Source organism: Varunaivibrio sulfuroxidans, from assembly GCF_029318635.1.
Lineage (GTDB): Bacteria > Pseudomonadota > Alphaproteobacteria > Rhodospirillales > Magnetovibrionaceae > Varunaivibrio > Varunaivibrio sulfuroxidans.
The window spans coordinates 2,216,757-2,235,860 of record NZ_CP119676.1; the positions used below are offsets into that span (position 1 = coordinate 2,216,757).

Below are 19,104 nucleotides of genomic sequence, written 5' to 3' on the forward strand. Positions count from 1 at the left end.
TTAGGTCTCGCCTCCCAACTGTTTTACGGCCTCGTGGATATACAGGCATTCGGGGACATGGCCGTCGTCGTCGGCCTCGAACATGCACGGCGTGCAATATGGTCCGAATTTGCAGGTCGTGCACAGAGTGTCGTCCGCCCGCCCGCCATCCTTGGCGGCGATGAAATCGCCGCGAAAGCCCGAGGTCAAAAACCCATCCAGGGAATTTTCGCCAAGGGGCGCGGACCCGGTCGTTTGCGCCGCCGCGCCCATCTCGAACTTGCAGCGCATGCACGGATAAACCGCGCCGTCGGCCTGGATGTATATGCCGTGGCTGCCCGCGCCGCAGTGAAAGGCGGTCGGGTACTTGGTGGCGCACACGGCGTTGATGTAGGCGTATCCCATCGGCGTCGCCTCGAAGCTAACAGGCAAATCGTGCGCCTTGGCATGGCCGACGAGGTCGATCAGGAAGGCATATTTTTCTTCCCAGGTCACGGCGCCGATGCGGTCCAGATTTTCCAGGGCGCTATCGACGGCGATGATGTTGGTGATCCCGAAGGCGTCAACGCCCAGGGATTTGGCGAGGTCCACGAAGTCGCGCGCCCGCGTCAACACGGCGTGCGACAAGATGGCGTTCAGGGTGATGCGAACCGGGGCGTCGCTTTTGCGCACCAAGGCCGTCAGGCGGCGAATATTGTCGATCAGGGGACGGTATGTATTTTTGCCGCGAATGAATTCGTGGCTTTCCCGGTCGGGGCCATCCAGGCTGATGATGATGACGTCCGGCAGATGGGCGCGGTTTTCCGCGAACCAGCGCGGCGTCAGGAACAGGCCGTTCGTGTTGAGCGTGACGGTGTCGAAGGCCTTCCTGGACAGCGCGAGAATGTCCGAAAAATTGTTCCGCAGCAGCGGTTCCCCGCCGACGAATTGGACGTGCGTCACGTCGTTGCGGCGCAGGTCGTCGATGATTTTCTCGATGCCGTCGTCGGACAATTCGGGCGTCGTGCTTTTATAATGCGCCCCGCCGACGCAACAGTGTTTGCAGTTGAGATTGCAGCGCGACGTGATGTCCCATTTGGCGGTTATCGACATTTACCGCCCCCCCAACGACATGCGAAGGCCGATATAGGCGTCGAGGATATCGTCTTCGTTCATGTGTTGCGTGCGCACATGCGGGATGTTGATGTTGAATTCACGCCACGCCAAGGGCAACACCTCCAGGCCATAGGCCGCCGGGTCGTTTGCATAATCGGTTCCCGGAAAGATGTTGAGCATCGAAAATTGCACCTGGCCGGGGTTGCTTTCGGTCACGAAACGACCGATGCGTTCGATGCTTTCACGGGTCTCGCCGGGAAGGCCGATGATATAGCTCTGGCGTATTTTCAGGCCGGCCTGCTTCGCCCATCTCATGACCTCTTCGACTTGGGAAAAATCGACCCGCTTGTTGGCCTTGTCGAGGACCGACTGCTCGACTGATTCGACGCCGAAAAACACGCCTTCGCATCCGGCGTCGCGCATGATGTGCAACAGGGCTTCATCGACCATGTCGATCCTGGTGTTGCACATCCATTGAATATTCAACCGCTTCTCGATCAACAGTTCGCAAATGGCGACGATCCGCTTGCGGTTGAAGGTGAAGGCGTCGTCGAGAAAATTGAATTTGGTGGTCTCATAGGCATCGATCAGGCGTTCGATCATGGCGACGACCCTATGCGGTGCGTAGTAATTGACGCGGCGACCGTGGAATTTGAAGGTGCTGCAATAGGCGCAATTGAACGGGCATCCGGTGCTCGTGATCATCGGGATATAGCCGTTGGTGTCATAGCGGGATAAATCGATTTTGTGATAGGCGGGGAATGCGAGGGCGTCGAAATCGATCCGTTCGGTCTGTGGCGTCGGTGGGCGAATAGCCTCGCCGACTTTGTAGGCGAGGCCCGCGACGTCTTCGACCCGCCCCTTTTTGGCGAACAGCGCCGCGCATAGCGAGACCATCAAATTTTCCCCCATGCCGACGCACACGAAATCGGCGTCCGCGTCGCGCAGCAGGTCCCGGTAGGTCATCGTGGCATGATTGCCACCCATGATTAGGGGCGTGTCAGGCAGGATGTCCTTGATGTTGCGGGCGATGCGCAGGGCCTCGGCCGAGGTTGGCGTCATGTTCAAGGTGATCCCGATCAAATCCCACGGCGTCCCGTTCTTCTCGATGTACGCGGTGATGTCGGCCGGTCGGGCGTCTTCCAGGGCCATGTCGTAGATATCGACGTCATGGCCCGCTTTGTGCAATTGCCCCGCGATATGAAGCAGGCCCAGCGGCGGCGTCAGCTTTTGAAACGTGTAGCGCGATCTGGGAAACGGCAGGCCGGGGTTGATCAGCAATATCCTGGCGTGCTTCGTTTCGCGGTAGGTCCTGAATTTCATGACCTTTAGGTCGGTGAGGGTCTCTAGGGCCGCGCGGACATCTTCCGGGCTGTCGGCATGATCCCGTCGCGCTCGGTTCCGCCGCGCATGGGCGCGGTAAATATCGTCCAAGGAATGCACCCCGTCGCACAGGTCTAAAAGCTCGACCAGAGTGGGTTGGATCGCAATTATTTGGTCGCTGACCGCGTCAAAAATAACGTTCCGCCCGCCGGCGTCGCGAACGCCGACATACGCGCAAAACGAAGGATAAATTTCGCGATCGGTGTAGGTGTTCGAGTTCAATTTACGGACCTTCCATTCGCGCCAGCCCGTTGGAAACCAACCAATGAGCGAAGTAATCGATCCGGCGGATCAAGCCGTCGGCGGCTTCCTCGTTTTGGGGGAATTCGGCCTTTAGCGCGGTCTTGATGTCCCCTACGGTGCGCGCGCCGTCGCACAGGTCGATGAACTTTCCGTGCAGGATGGGCATGTCCATGCCCTGTGGAAGGTGCGCGTCGATGTGGCCTTTGTCTTGGCTGTTAAGGACGCTGTCGTCGGATAAAAAGAACCGCGAAGTGACGCCGAACGATCCGCTGGCGTCGTTATCGATCGTGATGACGGCGTCGTAAAGATGGGTGTGATGGGCCTGTCGGTAGTCGTCTTTCCAGCGCGCGATTTCCTGGGCGCCGATGTTTGGCGCGTACGCCGCCATGAGATCGACGTGCCGCGCCGCCGCCATGCGTCCCGTCAGATAGAGGCTCACGCCAAGTCCTCGGGTGCGCGCGTAGCCGGCCAATTCCTCGGTGAAGGGAACGCCACGATCGTCCCCCAGCAGTTGCAAAATGCTCAGCAGTCGCCCGCCCCGGGATAAATATCGCGGGCAGTCCTCTAAGACCCGGCGCATGATCGCGAGGCCGTCGTCGCCCCCCCGCCCGGCGCGCGGATAGTCGGTCAAGAAGTCCGGCACCGGCTGGCAGGGCGGCTTGGTGACGATCAGTTCGTACGCGCCGTCAACGGCGTCGAAAAGATCGCTGCGCACGCAGCGCACATTGTGCGCGACGCCGTTGAGCCGAGCGTTGAGGTTGGTTAGGGCGACGGCGGCGGGGTCGATGTCCGCGCTTGTGACGCGATTGTTTTGGGCCGCCATGGCGATGGCGTGAATGCCGCTGCCGCAACATAGATCGAGAACGTCGCACCCCTGTCGATTGGGGAGGTAACCGCCCAGCAAATAGGAATCCGCGCCAAGATAGACATCGCCGCGTCCCGTCGTCCGGGAGGGGTAGAAGGGGGGAATATCGACAACGAGGTAAAGGGCGCGATAGGGGATGATGATTTTTAGCGGGACCAGCGTGCCGCCTCGCCGCGTAAGGACGCCATCGGCGTCGAGCCGGGCCACGAGGACGTCATCAAGGAAAGGCGCGAGGGTGTCTTCCGCGATGGGGACGCCCAGATAAAACAAAGCGAGGAGCGTCTTGATCGCGCCTTCCATCAGGACGACGTTGTTCTTCGCAAGGTCGTAGTTTGGCCACGGCGACAGGTCCGCCGAGGGGTTCACCATGTGACAGCCGATCCGATAGCCGTGCCGGTCCAAAATTTCGCGCAATCGTTCCATTTGTCCACCCATCATTTTGCGGCGCTACAGTTCGCGGTGGAAGGTCGTGTTCTCCATGCCGTCGCCCTGAGGAGAAAATTTCAATTTTACGAACGTCGCCCAGTAGTTGGTGTAATCGCAGACCTTATTCAGGGTTTCTTTGGTCGAGGCCGCCTTTGGGGCGAAGGGCCGTGCGGCGCGATATGGGTTTTTCGGCGGCAGGACGTCGCCGGCGTTCTTGGTCACGATGTGATTGCCAATGACCAGGGCGTCGAGATTGGTTCCCAGGAAACAGCGGATGGCGTCCTCGGGAGTGTGCACCAAAGGCTCGCCCTTGACGTTGAACGATGTGTTGAGCAGGACCGGGACCCCGGTGTGTTTCTCGACTTCCTTGTGGAGCCGCCAAAACAACGGGTCGATGTCCTCGCTCAGGGTTTGCACCCGGGCGGTGTTATCGACATGGGTGACGGCGGGAAGACAGGCTCCCTCGCGGACTTCGCAAACCATCAACATATAAGGCGAGGGGACCGGCAGGGTGAAATAGGCGGCGCAGTCCGGTTCGGGAACGGAGGCGGCGAACGGGCGGAAGGCTTCGCGGTGTTTGACTTCGGCGTTGACGCGATCGTTCATGCCCGGATGGCGGGCATTGGCGAGGATGCTGCGATGGCCCAGGGCGCGCGGGCCGAATTCCATCGCGCCTTGAAACCAGCCGACGATCAAATTGTCGCCCAACAGCCGCGCCGCCTTGCCGGCGGGATCGTTGGCGGTGGTATGGGCGAGGTCATATGCCTCCAGGGCGCGGATGATGGCGCGATCGTCGAATTCAGCGCCCCAAAAGACGTGGCGGATCGCGGGGGGGCGCGCCGCGCCGTGGACCTGGCAGGACACGAACAGGGCGCTGCCCAGTGCGGTTCCCGAATCCCCGGCGGCCGGTTGCACGAAAAGATTGTCGCAGTAGCCGTCCGCGATCAATTTTCCATTGATGACGCTGTTCAGCGCCACGCCGCCGGCCAGACAGACATCGCGGGTTCGATGTTCCGCGCCCAGGTCGGCGACTCGGGTGCAGATGAAGCGTTCCACCGCGCCTTGCAGGCTGGCGGCGATGTTTTCGTGGCGCTTCGTGATCGGAGCGTCTTGGGGTCGGGGTGGGCCGATAATCGCCAAGGCCCGGTCGGTGAAGGCTCGGTCGATGCGCCAGGCCCCTTCGGGCAAACGGATATAGGCGTCATTGAGTTCGAAAAAGTTGCTCTTCGCGTTCGCGTGTCGGGATCGCGGAGGGGCGACGATCAGGGCGTCGAACAATTCGCGAAATTCCTCCTCTCCATACGAGGCCAGCCCCATGGTCTTGCCCTCGGCGAAGTCGCCCAGCCCGAGGTGGGCGGTGACGACGCTGTACAGCGTGCCCAACGAGTGCGGATGGCGATTGCCCATCACGAAGGCTATATCCTTGTCTTGCGCCCGCCAGACGGCCGTCGAATAGCGGTCGCCGGCGCCATCGATCGTTAAAATCAGGGCATCCGCGAAAGGGCTGCAATAATAGCTGCTCGCGGCATGGGCCATGTGATGATCGACCGCGATGACATTGCCCGTGTAGGCGAGGCGTTTGCGTAGGTGATGGGTGACGCCATCCTCGACGCTGCGCCGCCAATGGCGCATGGCGCGGAAATATTCAAAATTATGAGGAAACTTCGCCCCGGCGGCGCGTTCGACGATTTCGCGTTGGATGATATCCGGGCAAAAATTGAACGCGACGCAATCGACATCGTCCAGCGTGATATTTTGACGTTCGAGGACGAAGGCAATGCTGTTTTCGGGAAAAGCGCCGCTGTGTTTGACGCGGTCCAGGCGTTCTTCCTCGATGGCCCAAAGCACGTTCCCGTCTTCAACCAATGCCGCCGCGCAATCGTGCATGCCAAACGAAAGACCAAGAACGTACATAGACAAATCACCCCTTGGAGCCGCGCGATCCCGTCGCTTCGGGTATCGACCTCGCGTGGCGTGCATCAACAAACCCGCGCCGTGCGTATGGCCTGCGCCGTGCGTATGGATGAACAGGCGAAGCCGCACCAAGGAAGCCCGTGGCGATTTTTCCGCAACGGTGCTTCCTTGCGGGATGCATTTCCCGTTATTCGAGTGCCTTGACGGCGGCAGTGAACTCTTTCAGGCGCTGGGTGGCGATATCCACGGCGCGCATCTTTTGGCGGTTGCGCACGCTTGTGTCCGCCCCGGCCTTAAGGAGCATTTTGATGATCGCGGTGTTGCCGTTGAGGGCGGCGATGGTCAGGGCCGTGTCGCCGTTTTTGTTGCGCGCGTTGATGTCGGCGCCGGCCTCGATCAGCATTTGCGCGATTTCATTGTGGCCTTGCATGGCGGCGATGGTTAGGCCGGTGTCGCGGTGCTTTGTCTTGTAATCCGCGACATTCGCCTTGTTGATCTGACGTTTGAGTTTGGCGACGTTGCCTTCGTAAACGTTGGTGAAGAAATCGGCCGGGCCGACCTGAAACATTTCGTCGGGATTGAAGGCCTCGGCGCACCAGTCGCTTCCGGAATATTGCTCGGACTGAACAACTTCTATTTTCAAGAGATCATGGGTCGGGTTTGTGGCGGCGTCTGTCTTATCCATCATGGGATCCCCCAAGGTGTTTCAAAAACGTATAACCACGGTGAGGCTACTATATACCAGAATGTATTTCAACCTAAGGTCGTGGTTGCGTGTGCTAAATTTAACGCCAACGACGATGTCGCGCGCGGGATGTTGCGCGGGGGCGTCGCCTTGGGGCGCATTTTGATGCGGTGGCCATTATCTTTTTGGAATACGCCAGGATCTTTTTGGAATACGCCGGGCGCATCGGATGAATAGTTTTGTATGCCGTTTTCGGGGTTAAGGCGCGCGCACCGGGCTTAAGCGGTCTGCGCGTACCGCCAAACCGCGCCGCCATGCCATGCCGCCCTGCCATGCCGCCATGCCATGATTGCGTCAACCAGAGGATTTCGGGCGCATTGCGTGCATGTCTTGCCGGCCAAAAACGTCCGCGTATGGTCATCGGCGGTGGCCTCGAACCGTGCTAAAAACGGAAAACACGTTGGCCAAGATTGTCGATCGACTTGTCTTTTTACTTCATATGACGATATAAGTGCGCTCGGAGTGCGGGTTTTTTTGTCGCGTTCCCCTAAGATCCTCACCCTTCCGGGCATTTTCCTCACATGATGAATTGATAATGAGCACCAAAAACGCTGGCAACCGCCCTCTTGCTGATTTTACAACGGGCACGCGGGTCCTTGTGATCGCCGCCATCGCCGTCGTCGTCGGCGTGGTGAGTTTGTTCGTCGGCATCGCTTTTTTGCAAATGATTCGGCTGTTCACGAATATCGCCTATTTCTGGCGGTTCTCCTTTGAAGAGGTCAGTATTGCGGATTCGCACCTCGGCTTGATCGCGGTGCTTATTCCGGTCGTCGGCGCCCTTATCGTCGGTGTAATGGCCCGTTTCGGCAGTGAAAAAATTCGCGGTCACGGCATTCCCGAGGCGATCGAGGCGATCTTGCTCGGTCGTTCGCGCCTGGACGCAAAGGTCGCGGTGCTCAAACCGTTGTCATCGGCAATCGTGATCGGCACCGGTGGGCCGTTTGGCGCCGAGGGGCCGATCATCATGACCGGTGGGGCAATCGGATCGTTGATCGCCCAGGCGCTTCCCGTTAGCGATAGCGAACGCAAAACGTTGCTTGTGGCCGGCGCCGCCGCGGGCATGACGACCGTGTTCGGAACGCCGATCGCGGCCGTCATGATGGCTGTCGAACTTTTGCTTTTCGAGTGGACGCCCCGCAGCTTCATTCCCGTCGCCGTCGCCGCGGTCATCGCCGAGGTCGGGCGCACGGCGTTGCATATGCCCTCGCCGCTTTTCCCGTTTGAAGGAACGATGGCGATCAGCTTCCTCGGGCTCGCCAGCTGGATGGCCGTCGGCCTTGTCGCCGGGGCTTTGTCATGGGTGTTGACGCAGCTTGTTTACGGGGCCGAGGACGCTTTCTTGAAATTGCCGATCCATTGGATGTGGTGGCCGATGATCGGCGGCGTCGTGATCGGCCTCGGCGGTTTGATCGAGCCCCACGCGCTGGGCGTCGGGTACGATAACATCACGCGCATGTTGAGCGGCCAGACCATCGCCATGACCGCGTTCATTCTTCTTGCGGTCAAGGCGATTATCTGGGCGGTGGCCTTGGGGTCCGGCACGTCGGGCGGCGTGCTCGCGCCGTTGTTGATCATGGGGGGCGCGATGGGCGCCGCGATCAGTGGGTTCATGCCCGAGGCGAGCCCCGGTTTTTGGGCGTTGTTGGCGATGGCGGCGACGATGGGCGGCACCATGCGTGTGCCGCTGACGGCGACGTTCTTCGCCGCCGAGTTGACCGGCAACACGCATATTTTGGTGCCGTTGTTCGCCGCGAGCGCGACGGCGCATGCGGTCACCGTGCTTTTGATGAGGCGTTCGATCCTGACCGAGAAAATCGCCCGGCGCGGTCACCATATTGTTCGCGAGTATCGCGTCGATCCTTTCGCCCTGACGCATGTTAGCGAGGTCATGACCCACGATGTCGAGACCGTCCCCGCGTCGATGACGCTTAGCGCCGCCACCGTTTTCCTGACCACCTTGGAGCGGACCCACCCTAGCTATCCCGTCGTCGATGAGGGCGGGCATGTCCTGGGTATCGCCGATCCGCCCGCGGTGCTGCATTGGCGGCGCGCGGGGAAATATCGCAATGCGACGCTCGGTGAGCTGCTTGAAGGAAGCCCGCTTACGACGGCCTATCCGGACGAATACCTGGAAGCCATTGTCGATCGACTGATGGAGGAAAATGTTGGGCACTTGCCCGTGATATCGCGTGAGGATAAGCGTCTTGTCGGATACGTCAGTTGGAAGGATTTGATGCGCGTACGCTACAAGCTTCAAACCGAGGAAAGCGATCGGGCCAAGTTCTTTTTCCACGGTAAGGGACACGATGTAAAACCGGGCCGTCGAAAATTGGATTAGGCGCGCGACCTTGCCGAGCGTCGCCCCTTCGGGCCGTGGTGCAATTGCGTGGGGATTGTTTGACAGGACCGCGCCGCCGAGTTGGATTCGCACGCTTGGTCGGAAATGGTTTTAGGCTGTCACCGTTTCTTTCGGTTCTTTTGGTTCTAATTTTGCGATGCGTGGCGAAACTCGATCTATTTTATAACAAAGGGTTTTCTGCGCTCTGCAATGCGTCTGGGGGATACCCCCCCTTGTCGAGGACGATGAAGGCATTACTCTTTGTCGCCACGGCAATACCATCAGTAGCAAAGGTTCGCCCTCATGAGCACAGGCTTCCCACGTCAAGTCGTCACCCCGCACCGTAAAATTCCACTCTCCGTTCCCGAGGGCATGACGCCGGTCGAGTTCTTTAACAGCGCCGCCAACTTGCGCAATCTGGCCGATGACAACGGGCTGTTGCGCACGCCGGAAGATTTCCTTTTATACCGCAAGGCGATCGGTCACAGCGTCGAATTCGACACCTCCGTTATTTTCGATACCTCGCAGCGGATATTGGATCCCCTGGGCCGACCGGTGCGCCGCGATCAGCTGTCCGAACGCGAAGGCAAGGTGTTCAGTCGGATGAGCCACACCATCATCCAGTACATGGCCGAGGAATATCCCGATCCGGGCGAAACGCTGATCATGTGCGGCGAGGCCAGCTTGGACGCCACATGGCCCCTGTGCAAGCCGGGCGTCCCCACTATTCGCATGATCCACAATCATTTCATCGCCTTTCCCCAGGCCGATTTGATGAACGCGCCGGCCGCCGACCCGGAAAATCCCAACCTTACCGATGGCGGCCACAACAGCCTGTTTTCTTATAACCTGAGCGATGTCTACCATGAGTTCCTGGACGTCCTGGATTTGCAGGTCCTGAGCCCAATGGCCCCAAAGACGGGTGCATTGGCCGCTACCGGCTACCCTCAGGGACTGCCGAGTTGGGTGGTGCGCGGCGGCGTGGACGGTTTGGCGAAGGCTCGTTTTTGGCGCGAATACGATGATGTTCTGAAAGGCTTTCTCGATTTCTACCGGGCCTTTTTTACTCTGGTGGCCAAACCCGAGGGCGCCATCGCCGCCGATCTTTATTTCCCGGACCAAGTGGAGAACGTTCTTTTGTTCAATAACCACTTCCACGCGGTCGCCAAGGAAATTCGCGATCGCATCAAGGACGATCCGCAGTTCGCCAACGAAATTCGTTGGCGCCCGGCCTACAAGCAGATTATCTATCGCGACGACGAAGGGCGGTTTATCGTGACCATTAGCCAAAATTCCATCGGCAACGCCATCACCGAATTGCTGGGCATCGTGGTGTCGAGGATCGCGGACGAGGAGGCTTACGCCCGCGCCGAACCGGCCCTGATGGAAAAGTTGTTTAAGGTGCGTGACCGGCTTGTCACAGTCGGCGTCGGCGAAGCGATAAACAGCGGCGGCTGGGGCGCGCTTTGACGGCTGACGCCAAGCGTTGAATTATAAAAAGCAACTCGGGGTGTGTATCGCTTTAACGGCGGTGTGATCGAGATATGATACGTCGCTTTTTCTATAACGCGGGCATTCTCGCGGTCACCGAAATTTTTATCCGCCTGAAAGGGCTGATCGTACTTCCGTTGCTCACCCGTCATTTGGGGGTGCATGATTTCGGCGTGTGGTCTCAGATTGCGTTGCTCGCCGCCGTTTTTGCGCCGGTCGCGACGCTGGGGACCGAGAACGCGCTCGTTCGGTTCTTGCCCGGAGAGCCCCGCGCGTTTCAGGCGCGGCTCTTCACCGGCTGGTTGATGTTGGCCGGTATCGGCGCGATTATATGCGTTTTCGTCGTTTTGGCGGCGGATGTCCCCATCAGCAATTTGTTGTTCGGTAAAGATTATAAGCAGGTTTTGATCCTGTTTCCGTTCCTCGCCTTGAATATCGTCACGGTTATTTATATCAACGCGTTGCGCCTTTGGGCGCGCCTTCAAAATCAGGTTTGGTTGCTTGTGTTGGTTTCGTTCACGCAGGCGGCCGTGTATGTGTTGATCGTCGTGCTTTCCGTTGTGGGCGGCGGTGATATCTATGACCTGGTTCGCGCCGTCGTGGTCGGCGATTTCGCGGTTTTGAGCGCGATGATGTTGCTCTTTACTATAAAATTTAGTTGGGGCCGGCCCGTTTTTCGCGATACGGGACGATATGTTAAATTCGGCCTCGTCGCATTGCCGGCGGCTTATGGCGAACTGGTTATCAATCTTTCCGATCGGTTGTTTTTAGCTCAGATGAGCGGGATCGCCAGCGTCGGGATTTATTCCTTCAGCTACGGATTGGGTTATATCATCTTCGCTCTCGTCATCGGGCCGATATGGACGATGTACTCGCCCTTGGCGAGCGAATATTTTAATCGGAACGATACGCAGGGCGGCCAATATTTCTTCGAAACGACGGCGGGAATCGTTCTGCTCATCGGGTTGCCTATGGGGGCGGGGCTGCTTATCGTCGGCGACCGTCTGACGCACGCCATGGCGACGCCCGAATTTCTGACGGGATCCGCCATCATTGGCCTTATTTGCTTTGCTTATGTGTTTCACATACTGGCCGCATTCTTCGGCACCGCGGTCACCTTGTCCCGCGGACCGGGTTTAGCGTCGGCGGTTAATCTATTTTGCGCTGCGGTGAATATGGGGCTCAACTGGTTGTTGATCCCCGTGTTCGGGGCGGTCGGGGCGGCTTTGGCGACGCTGTCGGCCTTTGTTCTCGCCCTCGTCATTTTATACGCCATCGCTTGGAGGCATCGCCTCTTGCGCGTCAATTTCATGTTTGTCGCCAAAGTGTCGGCAAATACGGCTTTCATGTATGGCGTGCTCTATGGCGTGCGCGCGTTTTTACCCGATGTGACCTTTATCAAGGTCCCCGTCCTGACACTCCTGGGGGTCATGTTGTACGCCGCGGTTTCGTTACTCACGAGGACGGTCTCCTGGACGCAGGTATGGCGGGAGCTGGAACAACTTAAGGCCAACTTAGCGAGAGGGCGCCGTATGATGCGCGGCGACTGAATGCGGTTACGGCGTGTCGGGTCGTGATTTCGGTGGTCGGCGAAAAAATCAGTGTGCGTCCGCAAGCGATTTTCCCCAAGAAAAGGCTCGCCGACACGGACGAGGGCGGCCCCGGTATGAACGAGGGCCGCCCTGTCTTGTGGATATTTCACCATTTCACCGTGTTCACGGAGACCGAAACCGACCCGTTTGGGCGGTTTTCCACCGTTCGCTAGCGCATATTTTCCGATGTTGTGGGGACAACGCGCTGTTGGGGGAAATGCGCCCGGATTGTCGTGCCGACGTTGGGGCTGCTTTCGATATCCATGGTTCCACCGTGCAGTTCCACCAACCCTTTGACCAGGGGGAGGCCGAGACCGGCGCCCTCATTTTTACGGTCCAGGCCGCTGTCCACTTGGCCGAACTTCGACAGAGCCATCTTAACGCCCTCGCTATCCATGCCGATTCCGGTGTCGCGGACGCTCAGGGCGAGCGCGCCGTCCTCTTCCAAGGCGACCCTCATCTCGATCTGCCCGCCTTCCGGCGTGAATTTGATGGCGTTGGTCATCAGGTTAATTAAAATTTGCTGAACCCGCCGCCTGTCGCCCAACAGACGCGCGGCGTCGAAATGCTTGGGCTTTTCGATCGTCACGCCGTTTTGGCGTGCGCGCAATTCGACCATGCGGGCGACGGTATCGAAGGTGTCGGCGATGTCGATTTCTTCTTCTTCGAGCTTCAACTCATCCACCTCGATGGCGGAGACATCTAAAATATCGTTGATGATTTCCAGGAGATGTTCGCCCGACCCGAGAATATCGCTCAGGTATTCTTTTTGCTTATCATTGCTAATGGGACCGATGATCTCTTCACGCAGCATCGTGGAAAATCCGATGATGGCGTTGAGCGGCGTGCGCAACTCATGGCTCATATTGGCGAGAAACTCGGATTTCGCCCGGTTCGCCGTTTCGGCGGTTTCGCAGGCGGTGACAAGCGCGCGCTGAGCGCGAACCTGGCCGGTGACCACCGTCGCCGTTCCCCGGTAACCCAGGAACGCGCCGCTATTATCGAATGCGGGCATTCCGTTGACGCGAATGTATTCCTTTTTGCCATCCTTGCGCATGTAGGCGTGAGTGAATTCCCTAAACGGTTTGTGCGCGTTTAAGATCTTGCGGTGATTTTCCCACATCCGTTCGCCGCCCGGCTCTTGCAGCGCGACCTCCCAGCGGGTCCGACCCAGCAAATTGTTGGGCGAGAAATCGGTGACGTCGATCAATTCATTGCTGACATAGGTATAGCGATGATCGGGGCCGGTTTCCCAAAATAAATCGGACGAAATGAAGGCGAAATCGCGGACTCGGTTCTCGGCCATTTTCAAACGGGTGACATCGGTGCGCACGCTGACGATGCCGCCGTCGGCGGTGCGCGTGTCGCTGATCAGAAGGGTGCGTCCATCCTTCAGAGTTTGCTCGTAACCTCCCTTGGATTTACGCCTGTTTTCCAGGCGTTGGTGAAGCCACGCGGCGGGATCCGTATCGTTTTCATATTGCCCGCGCAGCGCGCTTAGGGCGGCGATTTTTTGAAACGGCACGCCGGGCTTAAGCTCGTCGGAGATGGTGCTGTACATGTCCAGGTACCGTTCGTTGCAAATCACCATGCGGTCTTCATGATCCCAGATCGAAAATCCATCGGGCGTGGCCTCGACGGCTTCGCGCAACTGGCGCTCGCGCAATTCAATTTTTTGGGCGTCCAGCTTGGTCTGGGTGATATCCCGCGCCGCGCCGCGATAGCCGAGAAAGCCGCCGTCCTTGCCAAAAAAGGGCCGACCGCTCGCCGATATCCATTTGGTGGCGCCATCGGGCATTTGGGCTTCGTATTCGAAATTGGTGAACGGTTGTTGGGCCATGTGGTCGGCGATGTGGACTTCCCAGCGCTCTTTGTCGTTTTTCTCGACCGCCAGGTCCCAGCGGCATTTGCCCAGGGCGTTCATGGGATCGTGAAGGGACGAATCCTGTAGGCTATGCGAGAGCCATGTGAATTTGTGGTCGATTCCCGTTTCCCAATACCAATTCGATGCGGTCGAGGCAAAATCGCGGAATTTTTCCTGAAGTTCGTTCAGGCGTTCTTCCAAATCGGCTATGATCTCGGATTTCTCACGCAAAGCCCGGTCCTTAAGGGCGAGGCGACTTTTCAAATTTTTATTTTGCGCGTTTAATTTAGCGAATTTCAGGCGTTTTTGTCCGCCGTCGCGCAGGGTGCCTTGAATGCCGGTGACGTATCCCTTGGCGTCGATCAGCATTTGGGCGCTGGCGGACACCCAGACATTGTGTCCGCGTCGATGTTTTAGGGTGATGTCATAGGTGGGAAGGAAACCGTCATTGGCGAGGAGGTCCTGGACGAACTCTGTATGTTCGCGAGGATCGGTGAAAAGTGACGAAAAGGCCGCGCCACGAACCTGCGCCGCGCTTATTCCGAGAAAATCCTCGATTCCACCGGATATGAAAATCAGTAGGCCATTGGCGTCCGCGCGGTAAAATACGTCGGGCGTATCTTCCATCATGGACACAAGCTCGGTGCGGGAGGGGGAAAGAAATTGCCAAGCCATCTTTTGTCCTTTTTCAGAACGTTATTATTGTTAGATAGCCTCCTCAGGAATCCCCATTCCATGCATGACTATCATCGTATGCAATGATAGAGGGCATGTCCACAGTTTTGAGCGATGTTAATTATAAATTAATATATTATTCTGTGAACAAAATGTGGATAACTTCTGTTCACCCTAATGAAAATATATCCTAATATATTGAATAATATTAATTTTATAAAGATTATGTGATATTCGAATCCAAAACACTGAGCGCGAACGGGGGCGGGGATATGTTCTGGGAACGAATATCTCGCCTTTTTGCGCAGCCGATTGGGCGCCGCCCTTTAATCGAGAAGGGCGGCGCCGGCGCCGGGGGGCTTGTGCGGAATTACGCCACGGTGTTGACGCTTTGACCGCGCGTCGGGGTGACGGAGGCGCGGTCGTCGCCGTCGCCGTCATGTTCGCGGTCGGCGCCGTCGGTGCTGACGCTCTGGGCGCTTTGCGCCGCACCGAGCTTTTGGCGTTGGGCGTCGATGCGACTGTAGGACGTATTTTGTGAGGTCGCCTGGGATACCTGTAAGGTGTGGGACATATTCTGTGCTCCTATTCTTATTTTCCGCGCGTTATGCTCGGCCCAACTGCCGACGTCGGCCTTATTGGCGACGCCAAGCATTAATGATCAATCGATCATCACCCTAGGGGGAGAAACCTGAATAGGCGCTGAACGTCGATCTCTAAGAGGACGCCTCGGGACGGCCTTCAGTTGCGGGGATTGGCGCGTTCCTGGCGCGCTTGGGCTTGGGCGGGCCATTGACTCTTGATGAAACTAAGCAGCGACCAGATGTCTTGATCGGAAAGCTTTTCGCCGAAAGCGGGCATGCCGCTTTTAAAGCCCTTCGGCGCGATGGCCGCACCACCGAACTTGGTATAGGAAAACAGCATTGCGTCGGAATGATGCCACGTGTGTCCGCTGACGTCATGGGGCGGCGCGGGCAGCAGGCCGTCGCTTTTGCGGATTTTCCAGTTTTTGCTTTCCCCCTGCAAATTGTCGCCATGGCATGACGCGCAGTTCGCCGCATACAGGACCTCGCCTCGACTGACCGCCTTGGCGTTGGTGGCGTCCATGCGGGAGATGGTCTCGTCTCCGCAGGCGGCCAGCGCCAAAGGCAGAACGATGTTTAATGACAGGGTTTTAAGTTTGCAGCGCAACGTTCGAGTTCTCCTTGGCGTGGGCGAAGGTTTTTTCCGGAACCGCGACGGACTGTAAAGCTTACCATAACAGGAAGGTCAATAGGGGCGTGGCCGGGCAAAAAAATCGGCTAAGGGGCGTGCGTTCCGCAGCCAAAGGATTATAGTAATCGGCGCTCCGTCGCGGGTGCGCCGCACGGCGACGGGGTACACGACGTCACAGCGAACAGCAAATTCGAGAGGATGCCATGCAGCTTAAAGATCGCGCTCTTTTCCGCCAACAAGGATACATCGATGGGGCCTGGGTCGGAGCCGATGATGGTGCGACGTTTAAGGTCGTCAACCCCGCCGACGGCGCGGTTTTGGGCGCCGTTCCCGACATGGGCGCGGGTGAAACCCGCCGGGCCATCGCGGCGGCGGGGCGCGCCCTGGCGGGATGGCGCGCCAAGACCGCCAAGGAACGTGCCAATTTATTGCGCCGTTGGTACGAGCTGATTTTGCAAAACCAAGACGATTTAGCGGTCTTGATGACCGCGGAACAGGGCAAGCCCCTGGCCGAGGCGAAGGGTGAGATCGCTTATGGGGCGTCTTTCGTCGAATGGTTCGCCGAGGAGGCCAAGCGGGTCTACGGCGACACCATCCCCCAGCACGGGCCGGACAAGCGCATCGTCGTCATCAAGCAGCCGATCGGCGTTGTGGCGGCGATCACGCCGTGGAATTTTCCCAACGCCATGATCACGCGCAAATGCGCCCCCGCCCTAGCGGCGGGCTGCACGGTGGTGATCAAGCCCGCCGAGGATACCCCCTATTCGGCGTTCGCCTTGGCCGAACTGGCCGAACGGGCGGGGATTGAGAAGGGTGTCATCAACATCGTTTCGTGCGCCAAATCGGGGGCCGCCGAGGTCGGCGGTGAACTAACGTCTAACCCGGTTGTACGCAAGGTTTCGTTCACCGGATCGACCGCGGTGGGCAAGCTGTTGATGGCCCAATGCGCGGGGACGGTGAAAAAGATTTCGCTCGAACTGGGCGGCAACGCGCCGTTTATCGTCTTCGACGACGCCGACTTGGACGCCGCGGTGGCCGGCGCGATGGCGTCGAAATACCGCAACGCCGGACAGACCTGCGTCTGCGCCAACCGGATATTGGTTCAGGACGGCGTTTATGACGCCTTTGCCGAAAGGTTGGGCGCGGCGGTGGCGGGCCTGACGGTCGGCCCCGGGCTGGGGGCGGAACCGGTCACCCAAGGTCCGCTGATCAACGAGGCGGCGGTGCAAAAGGTCGAACGGCTGGTTGAGGACGCCGTTAACAAGGGGGCGCGCGTGGTGACCGGCGGCAAGCGTCATGCCCTGGGCGGAACCTTTTTCGAGCCCACCATCCTCGCCGATGTAACGACGACAATGGCGTGCGCCAACGAGGAAATTTTCGGCCCCGTCGCGCCGCTCTATCGCTTTTCCGACGAACGCGAAGCGATCGCCGTCGCCAACGATACTCCGTTCGGGCTCGCGGCTTATTTTTATGCCCGCGATGTCGGCCGGGTGTGGCGGGTTTCCGAGGCTTTGGAGTACGGCATCGTCGGCGTCAACGAAGGCATCATTTCGACCGAGGTCGCGCCGTTCGGTGGGGTCAAGGAATCGGGGATCGGTCGTGAGGGTTCGAAATACGGCCTTGAGGATTTTGTCGAGATTAAATACCTGTGCATGGGCGGGATCGATAAATAATCCCCTAAAACGGCCCTGAATGGCCCCAGACAAAGCGTGCGATACTCAGAAGGCGCGCAGCGGCGAAGGATACACATGTCAAAATACGATTACGATCTGATCACCATCGGCGCCGGATCGGGGGGCGTGCGCGCCTCGCGGATGTCGGCGCAGTACGGCGCCCGGGTCGCGGTGGTCGAGGAAAGCCGCACCGGCGGCACCTGCGTGATGCGCGGGTGCGTGCCCAAGAAATTGTTGATCTACGGCGCCCACTACGCCGACGATTTCGCCGATGCTCGGGGCTTTGGCTGGGACGTCGCCGCGCCCGGGTTCGACTGGTCGTCCTTGATCGCGGCCAAAAACAAGGAATTGGATCGCCTGGAAGGCATCTATCAGCGGATTTTGCGTGAAAACGGCGTCACCCTTTTCGAGGGACGCGGTAGCGTTGTCGATGCGCACACTGTGGCGGTCGGCGACAAGACCTACACCACGGAAAACATCCTGGTCGCCACCGGCGGTCGGCCGTCGCTGCCCGACGTGCCCGGAATCGAACACGCCATTACGTCCAACGAAGCGCTCGACCTCGCCGCCCTGCCCGAACATATCGTGATCGTCGGTGGGGGGTATATCGCGGTCGAGTTCGCGGGCATTTTCAACGCCCTAGGGGCGAAGGTGACGGTCGTGATCCGGGCCGGAAACATCCTACGCGGGTTTGATGGAGACGTTCGCGATACCCTGGCCGAGGAAATGGAAAAACGCGGAGTGACGATTTTGCGCGAGTGCGTCGTGCGTTCGATCGAAAAAAACGGCGACACCTTGTCGTTACGCCTGCACGGCACCGAGGTCATCGAAGCCGATTGCGTGATGTACGCCACCGGGCGCACCCCCAACACCAAAGGCATCGGGCTTGACGAACTCGGCGTGAAGATGAACGAACAGGGCGCGCTTGAGGTCGATGATTATTTTCGCGCCTCGGTGGCCGGGGTGTACGCCCTGGGCGATGTCACCGGGCGTATTCAATTGACGCCGGTGGCGATCAACGAGGGGATCGCCCTGGCCAACACCCTGTTTAACAATCGTCCGACGATCATGGATTACGATAACATCCCGTCGGCCGTGTTCAGCATGCCGCCGGTAGCGAGCGTGGGGCTTGGCGAAAGCGAGGCGCGGCGGACCTATAACGTGGACATTTACATGTCGCGCTTCCGCCCGATGAAGCATACTTTGTCGGGGCGCGACGAACATTCGATGATGAAACTGGTGGTGTGCCGGGATTCGGATCGGGTGCTGGGTTGTCACATGGTCGGGGTCGATGCGCCGGAGATTATCCAGGGGTTGGCGGTAGCGATGAAGTGCGGGGCCACAAAGGCGCAATTCGACGCCACGGTCGGCATTCATCCCACGGCGGCGGAGGAATTCGTCACCATGCGTGAAAAATTGCCGGATCATCGCGATTAAGTCCGAACGTCGCAATTTTAGGTATGGTCACGATCGGTGCACCGAGTCACGATCGACGCGCCGAGTGCGGTTTTATGCGCGGTGGGGAATAAAATCTGGTTTTTGAAGCCCAACGGGGGTATAGCCTGAGGCTTTATTCCGCCCGAGGTGCGTTCGGCGGTAGTGATAC

14 protein-coding genes are annotated in these 19,104 nt (G+C 58.7%); 6 read left to right on the forward strand and 8 right to left on the reverse strand.

Going from position 1 to position 19,104, the window contains the following annotated elements; all coding sequences use genetic code 11:
• The 5 genes from P3M64_RS10460 to P3M64_RS10480 all read right to left on the reverse strand — a co-directional run bounded on the left by P3M64_RS10460 (nucleotide 1) and on the right by P3M64_RS10480 (nucleotide 6,593).
• Entirely contained in the window at nucleotides 1-1,071 is a 1,071-nt protein-coding gene (locus P3M64_RS10460) for a radical SAM protein (protein WP_132939879.1), read from the reverse strand.
• Nucleotides 1,072-2,679: a B12-binding domain-containing radical SAM protein gene (locus tag P3M64_RS10465; protein ID WP_132939880.1), complete on the reverse strand. Its 1,608-nt coding sequence runs from the start codon at nucleotides 2,677-2,679 to the stop codon at nucleotides 1,072-1,074.
• 1 nt (nucleotide 2,680) lies between these two features.
• Entirely contained in the window at nucleotides 2,681-3,988 is a 1,308-nt protein-coding gene (locus P3M64_RS10470; protein WP_165886390.1) for a methyltransferase, read from the reverse strand.
• A gap of 24 nt (nucleotides 3,989-4,012) precedes the next feature.
• Entirely contained in the window at nucleotides 4,013-5,905 is a 1,893-nt protein-coding gene (locus P3M64_RS10475; RefSeq protein ID WP_165886391.1) for a carbamoyltransferase family protein, read from the reverse strand.
• Between the two features lie 187 nt (nucleotides 5,906-6,092).
• Nucleotides 6,093-6,593 (reverse strand): ankyrin repeat domain-containing protein, encoded by a 501-nt coding sequence (locus P3M64_RS10480; RefSeq protein WP_132939883.1) that lies wholly within the window; start codon nucleotides 6,591-6,593, stop codon nucleotides 6,093-6,095.
• Between the two features lie 592 nt (nucleotides 6,594-7,185).
• Here P3M64_RS10480 and P3M64_RS10485 point away from each other — a divergent pair.
• The 4 genes from P3M64_RS10485 (at nucleotide 7,186) to P3M64_RS10500 (ending at nucleotide 12,244) form a co-directional block, all read left to right on the forward strand.
• On the forward strand, nucleotides 7,186-8,988 hold the full coding sequence (locus tag P3M64_RS10485) for a chloride channel protein (RefSeq protein ID WP_132939884.1): 1,803 nt from the start codon (nucleotides 7,186-7,188) through the stop codon (nucleotides 8,986-8,988).
• A 303-nt stretch (nucleotides 8,989-9,291) separates the two neighbouring features.
• On the forward strand, nucleotides 9,292-10,458 hold the full coding sequence (locus P3M64_RS10490) for a hypothetical protein (protein WP_132939885.1): 1,167 nt from the start codon (nucleotides 9,292-9,294) through the stop codon (nucleotides 10,456-10,458).
• Nucleotides 10,459-10,532: 74 nt separating this feature from the next.
• Nucleotides 10,533-12,029 carry an oligosaccharide flippase family protein gene (locus P3M64_RS10495; protein ID WP_132939886.1) on the forward strand — a complete coding sequence of 499 codons (1,497 nt, stop codon included), beginning with the start codon at nucleotides 10,533-10,535 and terminating at the stop codon, nucleotides 12,027-12,029.
• A gap of 23 nt (nucleotides 12,030-12,052) precedes the next feature.
• On the forward strand, nucleotides 12,053-12,244 hold the full coding sequence (locus tag P3M64_RS10500) for a hypothetical protein (protein WP_132939887.1): 192 nt from the start codon (nucleotides 12,053-12,055) through the stop codon (nucleotides 12,242-12,244).
• Here P3M64_RS10500 and P3M64_RS10505 read toward each other — a convergent pair.
• The 3 genes from P3M64_RS10505 to P3M64_RS10515 form a co-directional block, all read right to left on the reverse strand.
• Complete coding sequence (locus tag P3M64_RS10505; RefSeq protein WP_165886392.1) at nucleotides 12,241-14,565, reverse strand: PAS domain S-box protein; 2,325 nt, start codon at nucleotides 14,563-14,565, stop codon at nucleotides 12,241-12,243. The two genes, P3M64_RS10500 and P3M64_RS10505, sit on opposite strands and share 4 nt — an antisense overlap.
• A gap of 415 nt (nucleotides 14,566-14,980) precedes the next feature.
• A complete protein-coding gene (locus tag P3M64_RS10510; RefSeq protein ID WP_132939889.1) occupies nucleotides 14,981-15,184 on the reverse strand; it encodes a hypothetical protein in 204 nt (67 codons plus the stop codon).
• A 167-nt stretch (nucleotides 15,185-15,351) separates the two neighbouring features.
• Entirely contained in the window at nucleotides 15,352-15,801 is a 450-nt protein-coding gene (locus P3M64_RS10515) for a c-type cytochrome (RefSeq protein WP_243644832.1), read from the reverse strand.
• 227 nt (nucleotides 15,802-16,028) lie between these two features.
• On the opposite strand from P3M64_RS10515, the gene gabD reads away from it, so the two are divergent.
• Nucleotides 16,029-17,498, forward strand: coding sequence for an NADP-dependent succinate-semialdehyde dehydrogenase (gabD, locus tag P3M64_RS10520; protein WP_132939890.1), 1,470 nt, complete (start codon nucleotides 16,029-16,031; stop codon nucleotides 17,496-17,498).
• Between the two features lie 75 nt (nucleotides 17,499-17,573).
• Nucleotides 17,574-18,935 (forward strand): glutathione-disulfide reductase, encoded by a 1,362-nt coding sequence (gor, locus tag P3M64_RS10525; RefSeq protein ID WP_132939891.1) that lies wholly within the window; start codon nucleotides 17,574-17,576, stop codon nucleotides 18,933-18,935.
• The last annotated feature ends 169 nt before the right edge of the window (nucleotides 18,936-19,104 follow it).

Coding starts and splice junctions, on each gene's coding strand:
- P3M64_RS10460 (WP_132939879.1), bottom strand. CDS start 1,071: ATGTCGATAACCGCCAAATGGGACATCACGTCGCGCTGCAATCTCAAC.
- P3M64_RS10470 (WP_165886390.1), bottom strand. CDS start 3,988: ATGGAACGATTGCGCGAAATTTTGGACCGGCACGGCTATCGGATCGGC.
- P3M64_RS10475 (WP_165886391.1), bottom strand. CDS start 5,905: ATGTACGTTCTTGGTCTTTCGTTTGGCATGCACGATTGCGCGGCGGCA.
- P3M64_RS10480 (WP_132939883.1), bottom strand. CDS start 6,593: ATGATGGATAAGACAGACGCCGCCACAAACCCGACCCATGATCTCTTG.
- P3M64_RS10485 (WP_132939884.1), top strand. CDS start 7,186: ATGAGCACCAAAAACGCTGGCAACCGCCCTCTTGCTGATTTTACAACG.
- P3M64_RS10490 (WP_132939885.1), top strand. CDS start 9,292: ATGAGCACAGGCTTCCCACGTCAAGTCGTCACCCCGCACCGTAAAATT.
- P3M64_RS10495 (WP_132939886.1), top strand. CDS start 10,533: ATGATACGTCGCTTTTTCTATAACGCGGGCATTCTCGCGGTCACCGAA.
- P3M64_RS10505 (WP_165886392.1), bottom strand. CDS start 14,565: ATGATGGAAGATACGCCCGACGTATTTTACCGCGCGGACGCCAATGGC.
- P3M64_RS10510 (WP_132939889.1), bottom strand. CDS start 15,184: ATGTCCCACACCTTACAGGTATCCCAGGCGACCTCACAAAATACGTCC.
- gabD (WP_132939890.1), top strand. CDS start 16,029: ATGCAGCTTAAAGATCGCGCTCTTTTCCGCCAACAAGGATACATCGAT.
- gor (WP_132939891.1), top strand. CDS start 17,574: ATGTCAAAATACGATTACGATCTGATCACCATCGGCGCCGGATCGGGG.